The sequence below is a fragment of the Massilia aurea genome, assembly GCF_014200505.1.
Lineage (GTDB): Bacteria > Pseudomonadota > Gammaproteobacteria > Burkholderiales > Burkholderiaceae_D > Telluria > Telluria aurea_B.
The window spans coordinates 431,849-450,887 of record NZ_JACHBX010000003.1 but is presented as its reverse complement, the minus strand read 5'-3'; the positions used below and the strand labels follow the sequence as shown (position 1 = coordinate 450,887).

General features: G+C 61.0%; 16 protein-coding genes. 8 read left to right on the top strand and 8 right to left on the bottom strand.

Features of this window, described 5'->3' with window-relative positions; genetic code table 11:
* Positions 1–20: 20 nt before the first annotated feature.
* The 4 genes from HD842_RS15800 to HD842_RS15785 form a co-directional block, all read right to left on the bottom strand.
* Positions 21–2,273: a RelA/SpoT family protein gene (locus tag HD842_RS15800; protein ID WP_183555680.1), complete on the bottom strand. Its 2,253-nt coding sequence runs from the start codon at positions 2,271–2,273 to the stop codon at positions 21–23.
* A 78-nt stretch (positions 2,274–2,351) separates the two neighbouring features.
* Positions 2,352–2,555 (bottom strand): DNA-directed RNA polymerase subunit omega, encoded by a 204-nt coding sequence (rpoZ, locus tag HD842_RS15795; RefSeq protein ID WP_019922806.1) that lies wholly within the window; start codon positions 2,553–2,555, stop codon positions 2,352–2,354.
* A gap of 78 nt (positions 2,556–2,633) precedes the next feature.
* Positions 2,634–3,281: a guanylate kinase gene (gmk, locus tag HD842_RS15790; RefSeq protein ID WP_183555679.1), complete on the bottom strand. Its 648-nt coding sequence runs from the start codon at positions 3,279–3,281 to the stop codon at positions 2,634–2,636.
* 169 nt (positions 3,282–3,450) lie between these two features.
* Positions 3,451–4,338: a YicC/YloC family endoribonuclease gene (locus tag HD842_RS15785; protein ID WP_183555678.1), complete on the bottom strand. Its 888-nt coding sequence runs from the start codon at positions 4,336–4,338 to the stop codon at positions 3,451–3,453.
* A 94-nt stretch (positions 4,339–4,432) separates the two neighbouring features.
* Here HD842_RS15785 and HD842_RS15780 point away from each other — a divergent pair, with 94 nt between their 5' ends.
* The 5 genes from HD842_RS15780 (at position 4,433) to hemW (ending at position 9,049) form a co-directional block, all read left to right on the top strand.
* Complete coding sequence (locus HD842_RS15780; protein ID WP_183555677.1) at positions 4,433–5,446, top strand: serine/threonine-protein kinase; 1,014 nt, start codon at positions 4,433–4,435, stop codon at positions 5,444–5,446.
* Positions 5,447–5,454: 8 nt separating this feature from the next.
* On the top strand, positions 5,455–6,384 hold the full coding sequence (locus HD842_RS15775) for a PP2C family protein-serine/threonine phosphatase (RefSeq protein WP_183555676.1): 930 nt from the start codon (positions 5,455–5,457) through the stop codon (positions 6,382–6,384).
* Between the two features lie 11 nt (positions 6,385–6,395).
* Positions 6,396–7,127 carry a ribonuclease PH gene (rph, locus tag HD842_RS15770; RefSeq protein ID WP_183555675.1) on the top strand — a complete coding sequence of 244 codons (732 nt, stop codon included), beginning with the start codon at positions 6,396–6,398 and terminating at the stop codon, positions 7,125–7,127.
* Between the two features lie 79 nt (positions 7,128–7,206).
* Positions 7,207–7,797, top strand: coding sequence for an RdgB/HAM1 family non-canonical purine NTP pyrophosphatase (gene rdgB, locus HD842_RS15765; RefSeq protein WP_183555942.1), 591 nt, complete (start codon positions 7,207–7,209; stop codon positions 7,795–7,797).
* A 1-nt stretch (position 7,798) separates the two neighbouring features.
* Positions 7,799–9,049, top strand: coding sequence for a radical SAM family heme chaperone HemW (gene hemW / locus HD842_RS15760; protein ID WP_183555674.1), 1,251 nt, complete (start codon positions 7,799–7,801; stop codon positions 9,047–9,049).
* Positions 9,050–9,062: 13 nt separating this feature from the next.
* On the opposite strand, the gene HD842_RS15755 is transcribed toward hemW, so the two are convergent.
* On the bottom strand, positions 9,063–9,854 hold the full coding sequence (locus HD842_RS15755) for a hypothetical protein (protein WP_183555673.1): 792 nt from the start codon (positions 9,852–9,854) through the stop codon (positions 9,063–9,065).
* Positions 9,855–10,136: 282 nt separating this feature from the next.
* On the opposite strand from HD842_RS15755, the gene HD842_RS15750 reads away from it, so the two are divergent.
* The 3 genes from HD842_RS15750 to HD842_RS15740 all read left to right on the top strand — a co-directional run bounded on the left by HD842_RS15750 (position 10,137) and on the right by HD842_RS15740 (position 12,806).
* Complete coding sequence (locus HD842_RS15750; RefSeq protein ID WP_183555672.1) at positions 10,137–10,487, top strand: contractile injection system protein, VgrG/Pvc8 family; 351 nt, start codon at positions 10,137–10,139, stop codon at positions 10,485–10,487.
* 666 nt (positions 10,488–11,153) lie between these two features.
* Complete coding sequence (locus tag HD842_RS15745) at positions 11,154–12,395, top strand: T6SS immunity protein Tli4 family protein (RefSeq protein WP_183555671.1); 1,242 nt, start codon at positions 11,154–11,156, stop codon at positions 12,393–12,395.
* A 150-nt stretch (positions 12,396–12,545) separates the two neighbouring features.
* Positions 12,546–12,806, top strand: coding sequence for a PAAR domain-containing protein (locus HD842_RS15740; protein WP_183555670.1), 261 nt, complete (start codon positions 12,546–12,548; stop codon positions 12,804–12,806).
* A gap of 96 nt (positions 12,807–12,902) precedes the next feature.
* On the opposite strand, the gene HD842_RS15735 is transcribed toward HD842_RS15740, so the two are convergent.
* From HD842_RS15735 to HD842_RS15725, 3 genes are read right to left on the bottom strand one after another with little or no spacing between them, the layout of a single operon-like run.
* Entirely contained in the window at positions 12,903–14,351 is a 1,449-nt protein-coding gene (locus HD842_RS15735) for an efflux transporter outer membrane subunit (protein ID WP_183555669.1), read from the bottom strand.
* Entirely contained in the window at positions 14,348–17,536 is a 3,189-nt protein-coding gene (locus tag HD842_RS15730; protein ID WP_183555668.1) for an efflux RND transporter permease subunit, read from the bottom strand. The genes HD842_RS15735 and HD842_RS15730 overlap by 4 nt, the downstream gene beginning before the upstream one ends.
* 24 nt (positions 17,537–17,560) lie before the next feature.
* A complete protein-coding gene (locus HD842_RS15725; RefSeq protein WP_183555667.1) occupies positions 17,561–18,883 on the bottom strand; it encodes an efflux RND transporter periplasmic adaptor subunit in 1,323 nt (440 codons plus the stop codon).
* Positions 18,884–19,039 lie beyond the last annotated feature (156 nt).

The window sequence follows — 19,039 nt, the reverse complement described above, 5'->3', positions numbered from 1 at the left end:
AACATCCCGAAAAACGGAAATTACGTCCGCTCGCGCTCCACCCGATTCACCCCGGCCACGCGGCGCAGATTGCGAATCAGTTGCGCCAGATGCACCCGGTCGGCGATCTGGATCGTGAAGCGCAGCTGCGTCATCATGTTTTCGTCGTCTTCGTCCATGCCCACATACGTGATGTTGGCGTCGGACTCGCCGATCTCGGCAGCCACGCGGGCGAGGATGCCTTTTTCATTGTTGATCAGCAGGCGGATACGGCAGTCGAAGCGGCGGTTGAGATCGTCGCCCCACTTCACGGCGATCCAGCGGTCGGGTTCTTTCGCCAGCAGGCGCTTGGCCGTCTGGCAATCGCAGGTGTGCACGACCAGCGCCTGGTCGCGGCGCAGCTGGCCCGTGATCTGGTCGCCCGGGATCGGCATGCAGCACGGCGCCAGCTGGACCGCCACGCCTTCGCTGCCGTAGATCGTTACCGGTGCGATGTCGCTGGCGGGCAGCGGTTTGCTCGACGGCAGCAGATCCGGATCGCCTTCCATCAGGCCGAAAATCTGGCGCGCCACCAGTGTTGGCATGCGCTTGCCTATGCCGACGTCGGCATACACTTCTTCCATCGAATTGGCCGACGACTCGGCCAGCAGGCGTTCGACGACGCTGGCTGGCAGATCCGGCTTGATGTTGCGTACCGCCAGCGCCTGGGTCAGCAGTTCAAGACCCAGCTCGGCCGACTCGTTGACGTCAACCAGGCGCAGGTGATGACGAATCGCCGAGCGCGCCTTGCCGGTGCGGACAAACGTCAGCCAGGTAGGGCTCGGGCGCGAATCGGGTTGCGTGATGATCTCGACGATGTCGCCGTTGTGCAGCTCGGTGCGCAGCGGTTGCTCTTCGTGGTTGATCTTCACGCCCACCGTATGGTCGCCGATGCCGGTGTGGATCGAGTAGGCGAAGTCGAGCGCCGTCGCGCCGCGGGGCAGGGCGATGATCTTCGACTTGGGCGTAAACACATACACCGAATCGGGGAACAGGTCGACCTTGACGTGTTCGAGGAACTCGGCCGAGTCGCCCGTTTGCTGCTGGATGTCGAGCAGCGACTGCAGCCACGCATGTGTGCGCTGCTGCAGGTCGGACATATTCGATTCGCCCGTCTTGTACAGCCAGTGCGCCGCCACGCCGCTCTCGGCGGTGCGGTGCATGTCCTGCGTGCGGATCTGGAATTCGACGGGCGTGCCGTACGGGCCGATCAGCGTCGTGTGCAGTGACTGGTAGCCGTTGATCTTGCCGATGGCGATGTAGTCCTTGAACTTGCCCGGCATCGGCTTGTACAGCGCGTGCAGGGTGCCCAGCGCGACATAGCAATTGGGCACGCTGTCGACGACGACGCGGAAACCATACACGTCAAGCACCTGCGAGAACGACAGGTGCTTGTTGCGCATCTTTTTGTAGATGCCATAAAGGGTCTTTTCGCGGCCATGCACTTCGGCTTTCAGGCCGCTGGCCTCGAGCTGGTTTTTGACCGCTTCGAGGATTTTCTTGACCACTTCGCGCCGGTTGCCGCGGGCCGACTTGATCGCCTTGGACAGCGTCTGGTAGCGCACCGGATACAGGTGCGAGAACGACAGGTCCTGCAGCTCGCGGTAGATGTTGTTCAGGCCAAGGCGGTGCGCGATCGGCACATAGACTTCCATCGTCTCGCCAGCGATGCGGCGTTTTTTGGCCGGAATCATGAAGCCGAGCGTGCGCATATTGTGCAGGCGGTCGGCCAGTTTGATCAGGATGACGCGCACGTCCGACGCCATCGCCAGCAGCATCTTGCGGAAGTTTTCCGCCTGCGCTTCGAGCTGGCTCTGGAATTCGATTTTCTCGAGCTTGGACAGGCCGTCGACGAGGTTGGCGACCTGTGCGCCGAAGCGCTCGATCAGCTCATCCTTCTTGACGTCCTGGTCTTCGATCACGTCATGCAGCAGCGCGGCCATGATGGCTTGCGCATCGAGTTTCCACTCGGCGCAGATTTCGGCGACGGCAATCGGATGAGAGATATAGGGCTCGCCCGACTTGCGGACCTGGCCCAGGTGCATCTCGTCGGAGAAGCGGTAGGCTTCCTTGACTTTTTTAAGCTCGGCGGGGGTGAGGTATTCGGACAGCTTGGTGATCAGCTGCGTCACCGAGGCCACGCCGGGCACGATAGGGCCGGCGGGCTCGATGAAATCGGGCGGACGATTGTCTGCCCGCCGCTCGCGCGGAGCGGGGTTGCGTGAAGCGGGAGAATCTGGAGGTAACAGGTTCATTACGTTAATCGTCTGGCTGCGGTGAGATCAGAATAACAGAAGACGGGATAACGCAAATTCAGGCAACCCCGAACGTGATTACATCGGTACTTTTTTCAGCATTTCGATGCCGACTTTACCAGCGGCGATCTCGCGCAGGGCGACGACGGTTGGCTTGTCCTTGGCTTCGACCTTCGGGGTGTGGCCTTGCAGCAGCTGGCGCGCACGATACGTTGCTGCCAGGGTCAGCTGGAAACGGTTCGGGATGTTCTTGAGGCAGTCTTCGATGGTAATGCGGGCCATGTGTGCTCCTGGGTTGCTGAATGTAAGGTGACAATGAGAGGAAACAACGCGTGCGGCGCGCCTGCAACGGCGCGCTCGTCAAGATTGTGGTTGATTCGCGTGGATTCCCAGCTGGGCAAACAGCGTAGCGTTGCGGGCAGCTTGTTGGGCAAATCGGCAACGTGTCGCTTTGACAATCGCCTGCAGCTCAGCCAGGGCGACGTTAAACTCTTCGTTGATGATAGCATATTCGAAGTCGGGTGCGTGAGCGATCTCGCCGCCCGCCGCCAGCAGGCGCCGGGTGATGATGTGCGGCTCGTCGGTACCACGTTTGTGCAGGCGTTCTTCGAGCGCTTCGATCGATGGCGGCAGGATGAAAATGCCGGCCGCGTCCGGGAACAGCTTGCGCACCTGGCGCGCGCCTTGCCAGTCGATTTCGAGCAGGATATCCGTGCCGTTCTTCATCTCCTGCTCGACCGACAGGCGGCTCGTGCCGTAGTAATTGCCGTGCACTTCGGCCCATTCGAGAAACTCGCCCCGGTCGGCGCGCGTGACGAAATCCTCGGCGCTCGTGAAGTGGTATTCGCGGCCATCCACTTCGCCCGGGCGCGGTGCGCGGGTGGTGGTGGAGATGGACAGTTTGATGCCAGGTTCGTTCGCCAGCAGGGCGTTGACCAGGGTCGATTTGCCGGCGCCGGATGGCGCGGCGACGACGAACAGGCTGCCGGAAAAGGCTTGTGGGAGCATGGCGGGGATCCTTTGTCAGTACGGTGAGTGTGCGGGTTAGGGTGCCGCAGGTGTTCATGTTAACGTCGAACGCGTGGACGGCACAGCCGCCCACCCTACGTAGGGTGGACGGGTTTCCCGTCCACGCGTTCAACCGGCGCTGGTATCGCTACCGATTCAATTCTGGTGCTTACTCGAGGTTCTGCACCTGTTCACGCATCTGTTCGATAAGCAGCTTGAGCTCCATCGACGCATCAGCCAGTTCCTTCACCGACGCCTTGGCGCCCAGCGTGTTGGCCTCGCGATTGAGCTCCTGCATCATGAAGTCGAGGCGCTTGCCGACCTGACCACCCTTTTTGAGGATGTGACGCGTTTCATTCAGGTGCGCCGACAGGCGCGACAATTCTTCGGACACGTCGATGCGGATGCCGTACAGGGTCACTTCCTGGCGAATCCGCTCCAGTACTTCCTGGCGCGTGAGCGTCGACGGATTGCCGTGGCCAGCCAGGCCCAGCGCATCCTGCATGCGGTCGATGGCCTTGTTCTGGAATTGCGAAATGACTTGCGGGATCAGCGGCGTGATGCGCTTGACGATCGCTTCCATCGATTCGATGCGCGATTGCAGCATCGTCTCGAGGGCCGCGCCTTCGCGCCGGCGGCTGTCGACGAACGCGGCGATGGTGGTCACCGTAAGCGCGGCGACGTCGGCCTGGAGCGACTCCTGGCCGATAGTCGATTCTTCGATGACGCCGGGCCAGCGCAGCAGTTCTGCCACGGTCATGGGCGCGGCCTGGGCGAAGTGACGCGACACTTCGCCTTGCAGGCGGGCCAGGTCGGCCAGCAGTTCCTGATTGAGCGCCGCCGCGCCGCCGCTGACCTTGCGGCCGAACGAGACACGTACTTCGACCTTGCCGCGCTGGATGGCGGCCATGATGGCCGTTCGCAGATCGGGTTCCAGCGCGCGCAAATCGTCATTGATGCGGAACTGCAAATCGAGGAAGCGCGAGTTGACGCTCTTGATTTCGATCGTGAGGGTTCCCGCAGCGCCTTCGCTGGTGGCGACCGCATAACCTGTCATGCTTGAAATGCTCAATGAAATCCCCGGTTTTTATTCTTTACAAAGCCGACATTTATCCACACAATCGCGCTGTTTAGCAAGGAAACCCAATTGGATGGCTGCACAGAATAACGCTCCTCTGCCCGCAGGACTCGAAATTGCCGGATACCGCATTGTAAAGAAAATTGCGTCCGGCGGGTTCAGTATTGTTTATCTTGCCTATGACAGCGAGGGCAATGCAGTAGCCATCAAGGAGTACCTGCCAAGCGCACTCGCGCTGCGCCAGCCTGGTCAATTGATCCCCGTGGTGGCCAAGCCGCACCTGGCGGTATTTCGCATCGGCCTGAAGTGTTTTTTCGAAGAAGGCCGCGCCCTGGCGCGCATCGTGCACCCCAACGTGGTGCGCGTACTCAATTTCTTCCGCGCCCATGAGACTGTATACATGGTCATGGCCTACGAGTCCGGCCACTCGCTGCAGGAACACATCGCGCGCGCAGCCGCCAAGGGCAATGGCCTGAGCGAAAACTTTGTGCGCCAGGTGTTCCATGGTGTCTGCAGCGGCCTGCGCGAAGTCCACGCCAACAAGCTGCTGCACCTCGACCTCAAACCGGCCAACATCTATCTGCGTACCGACGGCTCGCCGCTGCTGCTCGACTTCGGCGCCGCGCGCCAGACGCTGCATACCGATGCCCCGATGCTCGCCCCGATGTACACGCCGGGCTTCGCTGCACCCGATCTGTATGCACGCGGCGCAGCGCTAGGCCCCTGGACCGATATTTACAGCCTGGGCGCGGCCATGCTTGCCTGCATGAGCCGCTCGACGCCGCCGCCGGTCGATGCGCGCCGCATGGACGATCACGTGCCGCGCCATCTGGCGCGCCTGGCAGGCTATTATTCACCGGAGCTGGTCAAACTGGTGGCCGCGTGCCTGGCGCTCGATCCATTGATGCGGCCGCAAAGCGTGTTCGAGATCCAGAAGGTGTTGCAGGCGGCGCCGGCCGCGCCGCCCCCGGCGCGGGCCACGGTCCCATCGGCAGCCGACGCCGCAGACGCGGCGGTGGATGCACATGAAGCACGCGGCGGCTGGCGCGGCCTGGTCGACCGTCTGGGCGCATTCCGGCGCGATTAAAGGAAGTCATGCAATTCTCGGTCTATCAACAAAGCCACATTGGCGGACGCAAGGTCAACCAGGACCGGATGGGCTACTGCTACACGCGCGACGCCTTGCTGCTGTTGCTGGCCGACGGCATGGGCGGGCACCTGGGCGGCGAGATCGCCGCGACCATCGCGCTGCAGACGGTGTCGGCGATGTTTCGCCTGCAGGCGCGACCGTACGTGAAAAAGCCCGAGCGCTTTCTTGAAGAAGCGCTGCTGCAGGCGCACCACGACATCCAGGCCTACGCTGCCACCCACGGCTTGCCCGAAATCCCGCGCACCACCGTCGTCGCGTGCCTGATCCAGCATAACTGCGCCGTCTGGGCTCACGTGGGCGACTCGCGCCTGTATTGGGTGCGCCGCAAGCAGGTGCTGGCCTGCACGCGCGACCACTCGCATTTCGAGTATCTGCTCGAACGCGGGCGCGCCGACCCGTCCGAGCGCAACACGCACCCCGACCGCAACAAGCTCTATAACTGCCTGGGCGCTTCGAGTGCCCCGAAGATCGAGCTGTCGCAGCAGCACAGCCTGCAGCATGGCGACATGCTGCTGCTGTGCTCGGACGGTTTGTGGTCCGTGCTGCCCGAAACCGAAATCGTGCACCGTCTGGCCACGAGCGGCGTCGTGCAGGCGGTGCCCGAACTGGTGCAGATGGCCGCCGCCATTGGCGGGCCGCAGGCTGACAACACGACCGCGCTGGCGATCGCCTGGCAGGGCGCGGCCGGCACGATCGATGCCGACGCGCTCAACGTGATCTCGACCCAGATGCTGGCCGAGGATGCCGTGAGTTCCACCATCGTCGCGGGCGACCCGCTGCCCGAAGGCAGCGATGCGTTCGACGAAGACGATATCGAAAAAGCCATCGCCGAGATCCGCGAAGCGATCGAAAAATCCTCCCAGCTGCTCAAGTAAGGACCGACCCCATGACCTACCCACCGCGCCCGAGCGGCCGCGCGCCAGGCCAGTTGCGCCCGATCGTCATTACCCGCAACTACACGCGGCACGCCGAAGGCTCGGTGCTGATCGAGTTCGGTGACACCAAAGTGATCTGCACGGCCAGCATCGAGGACAAGGTGCCGGCCTTCCTGAAAGGGAAGGGCCAGGGCTGGCTGACCGCCGAATACGGGATGCTGCCGCGCTCGACCCACAAGCGCATGGACCGCGAAGCCGCGCGCGGCAAGCAGAGCGGGCGCACGCAGGAAATCCAGCGCCTGATCGGCCGCTCGCTGCGCGCCGCGTTCAACCTGCACGCATTCGGCGAGCGCACGCTGCATCTGGATTGCGACGTGATCCAGGCCGACGGCGGCACCCGCACTGCCGCCATCACGGGCGCGATGGTGGCCGCGCACGACGCCTTCAGCACGCTGCTGTCCTCGTGCGCGATCACGGCGCTGCCGGTCCGGCACTTTGTCGCGGCCGTGTCAGTCGGCATGGTGAACGGCGTGCCGGTGCTCGACCTGGACTATCCGGAAGATTCGGACTGCGACACCGACATGAATGTGGTGATGAACGACCAGGGTCATTTCATCGAAGTGCAGGGCACGGCCGAAGGCGCCGCGTTCGACCGCGCTGCCATGGACCGCTTGCTCGACCTGGCGCAGGCAGGCATCGCCGACCTGATCCATTTGCAGAAGCAGGCGCTGCGCGTGGACTGACTGCGGTTGCCCGGTTCCTGCGCAGCAGGTGCGCGAAGCCGGTAAAATGACCGGTTTCCTCACCAGCACCGTGACCACCATGACTCAGCGCCTGATCCTCGCCTCCAACAACGCCGGCAAACTCAAGGAGTTCGCCCAGCTGCTCGGCCCCATCGGGCTCGACCTGCATCCGCAAGGCGAATTCGACGTCCCGGAAGCAGAAGAGCCATTCGGCACCTTCGTTGAAAACGCGCTGGCTAAGGCACGCCACGCGTCGCGCCTGACCGGCTTGCCGGCGCTGGCTGATGATTCCGGCGTCTGCGTCAATGCCCTCGGCGGTGCGCCCGGTGTGTATTCGGCCCGCTACGCTGGAGAACCGAAGTCCGACGCCAACAACAGCCGCAAGCTCGTTGCCGATCTGGCCACGCTCAGCGACAAGTCGGCCTATTACTACTGCGTGCTGGTGTACGTGCGCCACCCGGAAGACCCGCAGCCGATCATTGCCGACGGCCGCTGGAATGGCGAAATCATCGCCACGCCGCGCGGCGAAAACGGCTTCGGCTACGACCCGTACTTCTTGATCCCGTCGCTGGGCAAGACCACGGCCGAACTGGCGCCCGACGAAAAGAATGCGCTGTCGCACCGTGGCCAGGCGCTGCGCGCGCTGGTCGAGAAACTGAAAAACACCTGACATGATCCCCATTAAATTCGTCGGCGAGAACGTACCGCAACCGTTGGCCGGCGAGCCCCGTTCGCCCGCGACGGCCGCGCTGCAATACCTGCAGCCGGGCGCGCTGAACCTGACGGCGCTGCCGCCGCTGTCGCTGTACGTGCACTGGCCGTGGTGCGTGCGTAAATGCCCGTACTGCGATTTCAATTCGCACGAAGGCAAGGGCGAGCTGCCCGAGAAGGATTACCTGGACGCGCTGCGCCTGGACCTGGAACAGTCGTTGCCGCTGATCTGGGGCCGCAAGATCCACACCGTGTTCATTGGCGGCGGCACGCCGAGCCTGATGTCGGCCGCGGGGCTGGATCGCCTGATGTCCGACCTGCGCACCCTGCTGCCGCTGGAACTGGACGCCGAAATCACGATGGAAGCCAACCCCGGCACCTTCGAGGCCGAGCGCTTCAAGAGTTATCGGGAGAGCGGCATCAACCGCCTGTCGATCGGTATCCAGAGTTTCAACCCGGCGCACCTGAAGGCGCTGGGGCGCATCCATGACGGCGACGAAGCGCTGCGCGCAGTCGAGATCGCGAAGAACACGTTCGACAACTTTAATCTCGACCTGATGTACGCGCTGCCGTCGCAGACGCTAGCCGAAGCGCGCCACGACCTGGAAACGGCGCTCGCGTTCGCGCCGCCGCACCTATCGCTGTACCACCTGACGATGGAGCCGAACACGGTCTTCGCCAAGTACCCGCCATCACTGCCAGACGACGACCTGAGCGCCGACATGCAGGACATGATCGCCGAGGTGACGGGCGCCGCCGGCTACGATCACTACGAAGTCTCGGCCTATGCCCGCGCTGGCCGGCGCGCGCGCCACAACCTGAATTACTGGCAGTTCGGCGATTACCTGGGCATCGGCGCCGGCGCCCATTCGAAGATCTCGTTCCCGCACCGCATCCTGCGCCAGGCCCGCTACAAGCAGCCGGCATCGTTCATCGAGGCGGCAAAGCGCGGCAACCCGGTGCAGGAAGAGCACGAGATCGGCCGCAACGACATGGGCTTCGAATTCATGCTCAACACGCTGCGCCTGACGGGTGGCTTCGATCCGAACCTGTTCGGCGAGCGCACCGGGATGAGCATCAGCACGATCACCAAGTCGCTCAACGAGGCCGAGGCCAAGGGGCTGATCTACCGCGATCACAAGCTGATCAAGCCGACAGAATTGGGCCAGCGTTTTCTGAATGATTTGCAGGAAATGTTTTTGGCCGAGTAAGCGTCCCGGTTTTTCAGGCCTGCACGACGCCTGCCATCGCGCTGAGCGTGCGTGTGAGGCCAGCCACGACGCGCGCCAGGCCGTCGAATTCGCCGGGCTGCTGCGCCTCGTCGGTTTCATCGGCATTCAATGGCGCGGTGTAGAAATAGGGGTAGCCGAGAAAGTCGCTGCCGGTGATCAAGAGGGTCGTCGTGGCGGGGCTGCCATCGCCATCGTCATCGCTATTGTCACTGCGCGAGAGCGTCAAGCCCATCACGTGGGCCGAGGTCGCCAGCCCGTGGTGCATCAGCTGCGGGTCGCTGCGCAGTGCTGCAAACGCCTGGCGCACGCGCTGCGCCCCATCGGGCGTACCGATGAACGCGATGAAGTTGCCGGCGCCCGTGTCTTCCGCGCCTGATTCCCCAGCCTCCATGAAGAACACGAAGCGGATCTCCGTGCCGGGTGCGGGCCGCAGATCCTTGACGGCGCGCGCCAGTTCGAGCACGGCAGCCGCGCCGACATCACCGCCCGGCCCGACGCGGGCGCCGATCACGAATGTGCGTTCTGGCATGGCGCCTGGCGTCACGCTTGCAAGCGTTGCTTCGATGCTGTGGGCGGCATGGTTGATGCTGTCGCTGTCGCTGTCAATTCGCTGCCTGTGCAGCACGTAGCCATACCGGCGCAGCGATGTGTCGACGTACTGCATGGGGCTGCTTGGCGCGTCCGGCACCAGAGCCCGGGCATGGGCTTGCAGGCGCGCCGCCAACGGCGTGGCATCGGACCGCGTCTCGACGGTCAGCGTTGCCAGCACGATCGCAAGCAACATCGCGAGGATGACTTTCCAGTGCGATCTGAAGAAATGTCTCATGGCGTCACACGGCGCCTTGCGGCGCGTCGTCGGCAATCGATGCAGCCAGTGTAGCCAATCCCGCCAATATCTGCGGCGCCAGGGGACGGCAATGCCGCGCTACAACGTACTGCGGCGTGGATGCAACAGCGTGAAGGATGTCCGCCGGCACGTTGCGCATCGTCAATTTCGCTATAGTTTTGCATCGCTAAGATCGGGCGTTGCCGTGTGCTCTGCGGCGGTCATCCAGAGGCAAAGACAATGAAACTCGATCAACTTGCTGCGAGTGTCATGGGGTTGTCGGATGCGAAACGTGCCATACGTCTTCGTCTGGCGGGTGCCAACGGCATCCTCGACGACCTGCTGCTGGTGAAGTATGTGAGCGGGGTTGAGACGATGTGTGGCGGGATCGAATATGCGCTGCAATGCGTATCTCTCAGGGCCGGGCTGGCGCTGAAGGACTTCATTGCCAATCCGGTCGAGCTGCAGTTCGTGACCGATACCGGCTCGCTGCGCACGGTCTGCGGGATTGTCGGAGGCGCGACGGAGGGGCAGAGCGATGGCGGTCTGGCGACCTACCAACTGATCATCCGTGACGCGATTTTTCCTTAGCAACTCTAAAAAATTTGACAGCAGTACTTGCTAACGTCCAAGGGTTCTGGAGTTACTTCCATGTCGATTCTATGGGAATCATTGGCGCGAAGTTAAGCAAGGAATGAGACTGCTTAAGAGTTGGCCCGATAAATTTCAATAGGAAGAGATTTATATGGTTACCGGAAATGGTTCAGTTTATTCAAAGAGCATTGGATTAACCCTGAAACACTAAAGGGTTGGAGCATGAGTAATGCAATAAAGCTACTACGAGGTACGAGGAATTTTCACGAGCAAATATTCGAAATATATCATGAGAGCTATTCGCATTACTCTACGGATGCCAATAGAAAAGTGTAATGCATGCTCGTTTGGAAGTTAGATGATTTTGCTACCGTACCTTATCTGACGTCGGCGGGCTGGAAATCGTCAGCGATGATCAAGAGGCAATGTTGCAACTAGGGTACCCGACAATGGTTGGAGGAGTGGCAAGGACATTAGGTAAAGTAAAAATACTCGAAGCTGCTAAGTCTGATTAAAATCCACCCTCCTATTCAGCGGATACGCAGTTCTGGAGGGGAAAATTAAAAGGTGTTTTCCGTCAGGTCGGCTCGGAGCATCAAGGAAGCTATAGCGATTCAAATGTACTTCGACGTTATATTTTTTAAAAATCATTAAAGAAATAAAATGATCAAATTCATGAAGCGAAGATACACTGAATGGCCTATTTTGTTTGTATTTGCAATCATATTAATGATGGCGCCTTCTTTAGCCATCTTAAAAACTCAAATAATCTCCCATAATTTTGTGAAGGCCGATTCGACAGCTGTTGAGAAAATTTTTGCGAAAACTAAAAAATTTTGTTTTGGAAGATTTATTATTGATATACCTGAGGAGTCAAGTGTGATATATGGATCTATCCAGCTAGATGGCGAGCTTAGTTTTTTTCGTGGCAAAGCTAGAGATATTCAGTTTCTAGTATCGAGACAACTTGAAGAAATAGCAAAAGAAAAAGACTACATTCCAGATTACCAAATAAATAACTTTCCTTTATTGGGTAAAAAAATTGACGGAGTTGTTCCGGGGCAAAAAATTGTGTTTGGTGCGAAGAGTTCGATTGGGTATTCCATTTACTCATACATACCTATCGGAGAAGATCTATTTGTCCATTATTCGCCGTATGTGCCTCCAGAGCACGATGAGATACCGATCATAAACAGTGTTGCAACTCATCTACGTGCACGTTCCGAGCAAGAAGTACCAGCCGACGCAGGCATTTGTGTTGAAGGAGGATTTCTGTCTCTGCAGCCACAGTACGAGAATATTCAAATCGGTCTTATATTTAAAGAGCTTCCAGATGTTCGGTTTTCCATTGACATGCGAAAAAATCAGAAGTATTTGCCGGAAGGAAGTAGTCCACGAAAACTACGGGACGAAGCAAGAGCGTCTGCAGAAGACCTCGGGCTGGGCAGTCTTTTTGCGCGTATAAAGGTACTTCGCGAGGGCACCCAGAAGTTCGGCATTTGGGAAGGTGAGGAGATTCTAACCCGTCGCCCTGCATACAAGGACGAAACAGATGCTCACGAGTTTCGTTTCTTCGGTATGGGGTCAATAAATGATAATTTTCATCCTAGTGTCGACATCAGGTTAGATACTGGGGTTGCTATCAATGCGAAAGCGGCCGTGAAACCAAGCATCACCGATGAGGAGGCACTGGCTTTATGGGACCGTTTGTTATCAACAATTCGCCTGCGTCAGCCAAACGATGCAAGCCCGTCAAAAGAAGTGAAGTCAAGGACCCCGCTTGGCGCCATCAGCAAATCAGGCGAAATATGTCCACAGAGCGGATACTGGGAATGCATCGAAAAAAACGCATCGACGGCGCTCATCGTCGACTATTCAAGAAGGGCGGACCGATTCCACCGTTGATCATAACGAGCTACACCAGTCTTTGAAGAATTATTGGAGATACCCACCGCATTACCTATGTCGATTGGGAATTTTCTGATTACGAAGCCATTCCAGTGTCGGGCGACGTTGATTGCAATTGGGACGAGCGCGATGGAATGGATAATAGCCATGCCTAACATCATCCGCCTAAACGATCCCACCAGTCACGGCGGCAAGGTCACTGCTGTCGCTGCTACGGCGTTCACCGTTGGTGGCATCGCCGTCGCCTGCATTGGCGACGAATGTGCATGCCCGATCCACGGTGACGGCACTATTGTGGAGGGCGAGCCTATGCACAAGATAAATGGCAAGCCAGTTGCTTATAAAGGCCACAAGACCAGCTGTGGCGCTACTTTAATCTCGACCATCACAACCTTCACCCACAGCTAGGGTGAGCCACGCGTCGTATCTGCCAAGCTAACCTTCACATGTAAAAAAACCGGGCCACATGGGCCCGGTTCTCATTTGCGTCAGCAGCGTTGCAACTTACCTCGCCGCCACCGGCGCTCCATCAGCTTGCGCCGCCGGTTCCACCCAACCGCCACCCAGCACGCGATACAACGCAACCTGATTCTGCAAACGCAGCAGATTGGCCTGCACCGACAACTGCTGCGACTGGAACAGCGAGCGCTGTGCGTCGAGCAGGTCGAGCTGGCTTGCGGCGCCGCTGCGGAAGCGAAGGTCCGACAGGTTGAAGCGGTCGGCTTCGGCTTCGGTCACGGCTGCCTGCGCGCGCAGCTGCTCGCTGTACGTCGCCTGGCCGGCCAGGGCGTCCGCCACTTCGCGGAACGCGGTCTGGATCGATTGCTCGTAACGCGCCACGGCGATGTCGCGCTGGGCACGGGCGGCGCCCAGCGTGGCGGTGTTGCGGCCGTAGTCGAAGATCGGCAGGATCGCCTGAGGTGCGAACGACCAGCCCCAGGTGCCGCTCTCGAACAGGCCCGACAGCTCGGTGCTGGCGCTGCCGGCGCTGCCCGTCAGCGAGATGCGCGGGAAGAAGTTCGCGCGCGCCGCGCCGATATTGGCGTTGGCCCCGATCAGCTCTTGCTCGGCCGCACGGATGTCCGGGCGGTTGACCAGCAGGTCGGATGGCAGGCCGGCCGGCAGGTCGGGCAGCTCGGTCTTGGCCAGCGTGGCGCCGCTCGAGACGTCTGCCGGCAGCGGCTGGCCGACCAGCAGCGTCAGCAGGTTGATGTCCTGGGCGCGGAAGCGCTGTTGCTGCGCCAGCGTGGCCAGGGCCGTTTCAACGAGCGAACGCGATTGCTGGATATCCAGGCGCGATGCGACGCCGTTCTCGAAACGCAGCTGCGTCAGGCGATCCGAATCCTGGCGCGTCTTGAGCGTCTCTTGCGTGATGCGCAGCAGCTCTTCGTCGGCCAGCAGTTGCAGATACGCGTTGGCAACCGACGCGATCAGGCTGATCTGCGTGGTCTTGCGCGCTTCTTCGGTGGCCAGGTATTGCGCCAGCGCGGCTTCGCTCAGGTTGCGCACCCGGCCGAACAGGTCGAGCTCGAACGACGTCACCTGCAGGCCTGCCTGATAGGTGCTTTCGATCGGCTGGTCTTCGCCCACCGTCCGGCGGTTGCCGCTGACACCCAGGCCCACCGATGGCAGGCGATCGGCACGCGTGATGCGGTACTGCGCACGCGCCTGCTCGATGTTGGCGATGGCGATGCGCAGGTCACGGTTGTTGACCAGTGCCTGGTCGATCAGCTGACGCAGGCGCGCATCGGCAAAAAACTGCTGCCATGCCACGGCTGCCGGCGCCTGGTTGATGACCGGGCTGGTCGATGCCGTGGCTGCCTGTGGCACGGCCGGGAAGGCGCTTGCCACCGGGGCAGCAGGGCGCTCATAGTCCGGCGCCAGCGACATGCAGCCGGCGAGTGCCATCGACAGCGCCAGTGGCGTGACAATCAGTTTGATGTGTTTGATCATACTTTTTTCCCTTCTTCTGCGGCCTGGCGTTCCTGTTTCTCGAGCTCATGCTGCTTTTCCTGCGCATGGGCATACATCTTGTTCTGGCGCTCGCTGCCCTTGAAGAGCGTACGGACAACGACGAAGAACACCGGCACGAAGATCACGCCCAGCACGGTTGCCGTAATCATACCGCCCATCACGCCGGTACCGATGGCACGCTGCGATGCCGAACCGGCGCCGCTGGCGATCACCAGTGGCAGCACGCCCAGGATGAAGGCGAGCGAGGTCATGATGATCGGACGGAAGCGCAGGTGGGCCGCTTCAAGCGCCGCGTCGAACGGCGACTTGCCTTCGGCTTGCAAGTCCTTGGCGAATTCGACGATCAGAATCGCGTTCTTCGCCGCCAGACCAATAATGGTAATCAAGCCGACCTTGAAGTAGACGTCGTTGGACAAGCCCCGCATATTGGCTGCCAGCAGCGAGCCGAGAATACCCAGCGGCACCACCAGCATGACCGCCACCGGGATGGTCCAGCTTTCATACAGCGCGGCCAGGGCCAGGAACACCGCGAGCAGCGCGAAGCCGATCAGGATGAACACGGTCGAACCCGACAGCAGCTCTTCGCGCGACTGGCCGGTCCACTCATACGAGAAGCCAGGCGGCAGGCGCTCGGCCAGGCGCTGCATTTCGTCCAGCGCTTCGCCGCTCGAGTAACCAGGCGCCGGTTCACCGGTCAGCTTCATTGCAGGGTAGCCGTTGTAGCGGTTGGTCTGCATCGGGCCGGTGGTCCATTCAGTAGTCGCGAACGACGACATCGGCACCGGCTGGCCCTGGGTATTCATCGCATTGATGCGCAGCAAGTCGTCCGGCTGCATACGCTGGGGCGCATCGGCCTGCACGATCACGCGCTGCAGGCGGCCACCGTTCGGGAAGTCATTGACGTACGACGAACCCATCGATGTCGACAGCGCCGTGTTGATCGCAGCGAAGGTCACGCCCAGGGCTTGCGCCTTGTCGCGGTCGATGTTCAGCTTGAGCTGCGGTGCATCTTCCAGACCTTCCGGACGCATGCCCGTCAGGATCTTGCTCTGCGACGCCATGCCCAGCATCTGGTTACGCGCGGCCAGCAGGGCAGCGTGGCCGTTGCCGGCACGATCCTGCAGGCGGAACGAGAAGCCGGTACCGGTACCCAGTTCCGGGATCGGCGGCGGGCTCACCACGAAGATGAACGAGTCGCGCAGCGCGCCCATGTGACCGGTGATGCGGCCCGCGAACGATTGCGCGTCCTGACCGTCGCCCTTGCGCTCGTCCCATGCCTTCATCGGGATGAACGCCAGACCCATGTTCTGGCCCTGGCCCGAGAACGAGAAGCCGGTAATGGCCACGATGTTGGCCGTTTCCGGCTGCTTCATCACGAACTCTTCCATCGAACGCAGGACGGCGCCGGTACGTTCGGCAGTCGCGCCTGGCGGCAGCTGGACGTTGGCGATCACGTAGCCCTGGTCTTCGTTCGGCAGGAACGAATTCGGCAGGCGCGTGAACAGCACGCCGACCACGACGACCAGCACGGCAAACACGACCATCCAGCGGCCGGCACGCTTCATCAGGGCGCCAACGAAGCCTTCATATTTCTTGGCGCCGGTGGTGAACTTGCGGTTGAACCAGCCAAAGAAGCCCTTCTTGTCATTGTGGTGACCGGCTTCGACGGGTTTGAGCAGGTGCGCGCACAGCGCCGGGGTCAGCGACAGTGCCAGGAACGCCGAGAAGGCGATCGAGGTGACCATGACCACCGAGAACTGGCGGTAGATGTTACCGACCGCGCCGGCAAAGAATGCCAGCGGCACGAACACGGCGATCAGGACCACGGTCACGCCGATGATGGCGCCCGAAATCTGGCCCATTGCCTTGCGCGTGGCTTCCAGCGGCGGCAAGCCTTCTTCGCTCATGATGCGCTCGACGTTCTCGACCACCACAATGGCATCATCGACGACGATACCAATCACCAGCACCATGCCGAACATGGTCAGCACGTTGATCGAGAAGCCCATCGCCAGCAGGCAGGCGAACGAGCCCAGCAGTGCGATTGGCACCACGATGGTTGGGATCAGCGTGTAGCGGAAGTTCTGCAGGAACAGGTACATCACCAGGAACACCAGCACGATCGCTTCGATCAGCGTGTGGACCACTTGCTCGATCGAAATCGAGATGAAGGTGGTGGAGTCGTAAGGAATCGAGTACTTGATGCCGTTCGGGAAGAGCTTCTGCAGCTCTGCCATGCGGGCCTTGATCAGTTCCGCGGTTTCCAGGGCGTTACCGGATGGCGCCAGCTGCACGCCGATACCTGCCGATGGCTTGCCGTTCAGGCGCGCCGTGGTGCTGTACGACTGGCCGCCGACTTCGATGCGGGCGACGTCCTTCAGGCGCACGGTCGAGCCGTCCTGGTTGGCGCGCAGCACGATGTTGCCAAACTGCTCGACGTTCGACAGCTGGCCCGTCACGATGACGGTGGCGCTGATCTGCTGGCCTTGCGCAATTGGCAAGTCACCGATCGTGCCCGATGCGACCTGGGCATTCTGCTGCGAGATCGCGCTCGTGACGTCAGCGGGCGACAGGTTAAAGCCGACCAGCTTGGTTGGATCGATCCAGATCCGCATGGCCTTCTCGGTACCGAACAGCTGGGCCTGGCCAACGCCGGTAATACGCTGGATTTCAGGCAGCACATTGCGCGAGGCGTAGTCGCCCAGCGCAATATTGTCCATCTTCGGGTCATCCGACGACAGGATCGTAAACAGCAGGAAGTTCGAGCGCGACTTGTCGACGCGCACACCTTGCTGCGTCACCGCCGGCGGCAGACGCGGGGTCGCGCGCGACAGGCGGTTCTGAACGTCAACCTGGGCCAGTTCCGGATCAGTGCCGGTCTCGAAGGAAATGGTAATCGAGCCAGTGCCGTTGGCCTGGCTGGTCGATTCCATGTAGATCATGCCCTGGGCACCGTTCATCTCGCGTTCGATAATCGAGATGACGGAATCCTCCAGAGTCTGCGCCGACGCACCCGGGTAGGTGACGTTGACGACGATCGCGGGTGGCGCCACGGATGGGTATTGGGCGATCGGCAACTGCTTGATCGCAACAGTACCCAGCACCATGATGAACAGCGCGATCACCCATGCAAAAATTGGGCGGTCAATAAAAAAACGTGCCATTGAAAAGTCCTGTTCGTTTTATTCTTAGCGGCTGCTGTTGGCCGGGGTCGTTGCACCCGCAGCCGGCGAACCGGAACTCGGGGTGCGTGCACCGGAAGCATTCGCACCAGCGGCGGCCTGAGCACCGGCAGCGTTCGGCTGAGCCGTCGGAGCGCCTGCCTGGGCTGGCGCCTGGGTGCCGGCCGGGGTCCATGGCACCGGCTTGACCGGGGTACCTGGCGGCAGCATCTGCAGCTTCTGGAAGCCATCCACCATCACGTTTTCGCCTTCTTTCAGGCCGTCGATGACGATCCAGCTCTCGCCTTGCTGCGACGCGATCTTGACCGTGCGGGACACTGGCTTGTTGTCGGCGCCGATGACCATCACGGTATCGCCGTTCTGGCCGCCACGGGTGACCGCTTGCTGTGGCACCAGGATGCCGCGCGTTTCCGACTGCGACAGGCGCACGCGTGCGTACTGGCCTGGCAGCAGGGCGTTGTCCGGATTGTCGATGGCAGCGCGCAGCGTGACCTGACCGCTCGTTTCGTCGACGGTCACGTCCGAGAACAGCAGCTTGCCCTTGCGTGGCAGCACGGTACCGTCGTCAAGCACGACCGTGACTGGCAGCTCGGCATCGATCTTGCCGCCGGCCTGCTTGCGCAGACGCTGCAGATCGTTGGCCGATTGGGTGATGTTCAGGTACATGCGGTCGGTCTGCTGGATCAGGGCCAGCTCGGTCGACTGGGTCGCCGAGACCAGCGCACCTTCGGTCACCAGCGAACGGCCGATGCGGCCGGAGATCGGTGCATTGACGTTGGTGTAGCCCAGATTGATCTGCGCCACGCGGACCTGCGCACGGGCGGCGGCCACTTCGGCTTCACCCTGGCGTTGCGCCGCGACGGCGTTGTCGAATTCCTGTTTGCTGACAGCAGCGGCTTCGACCAGCGGCTTGTAGCGATCGGCAATCGACTTGGCCGCGACCAGATTGGCCTGGGCACGTGCCAGGTCAGCCTGGGCGGAAGCAACCTGCGCCTGGTACGGTGCAGCGTCGATCTGATACAGCGCCTGGCCCTGCTTGACCATGCTGCCCTCGGTGAACAGGCGTTTCTGGACATTGCCATCGACGCGGGCGCGAACCTGGGCGGTGCGGATTGCCTCGACGCGGGCTGGCAGCTCGGTCTGCAATGCGACGGTTTCGATCTTGGTGGTGATGATACCGGCCTGGACGGCTGGAGCTTGCTGGCCGCCAGGGGCGGCGCCGGCTGGGGCTGCATCTTTCTTGCCGCAGGCGGATAACAGAACCAGGGCTGCCAGAGTGGCGGCAGCGACCCGGGTCAGGGACGGGGACGAGGATTGGGCAGGGCGCATTACGTGTGCTTCCTTCTAGTTAGTAACGCGTCGACGTCACCCGGCGCTCAGGAAAACATGGCGAAGGGTGATATCAACACTGGCTTTTGCAAATAGTTTTATATACTATCACGACTGTATGTAAAATGTTTGCCCCCCTGTAATTTTGGAGTACCC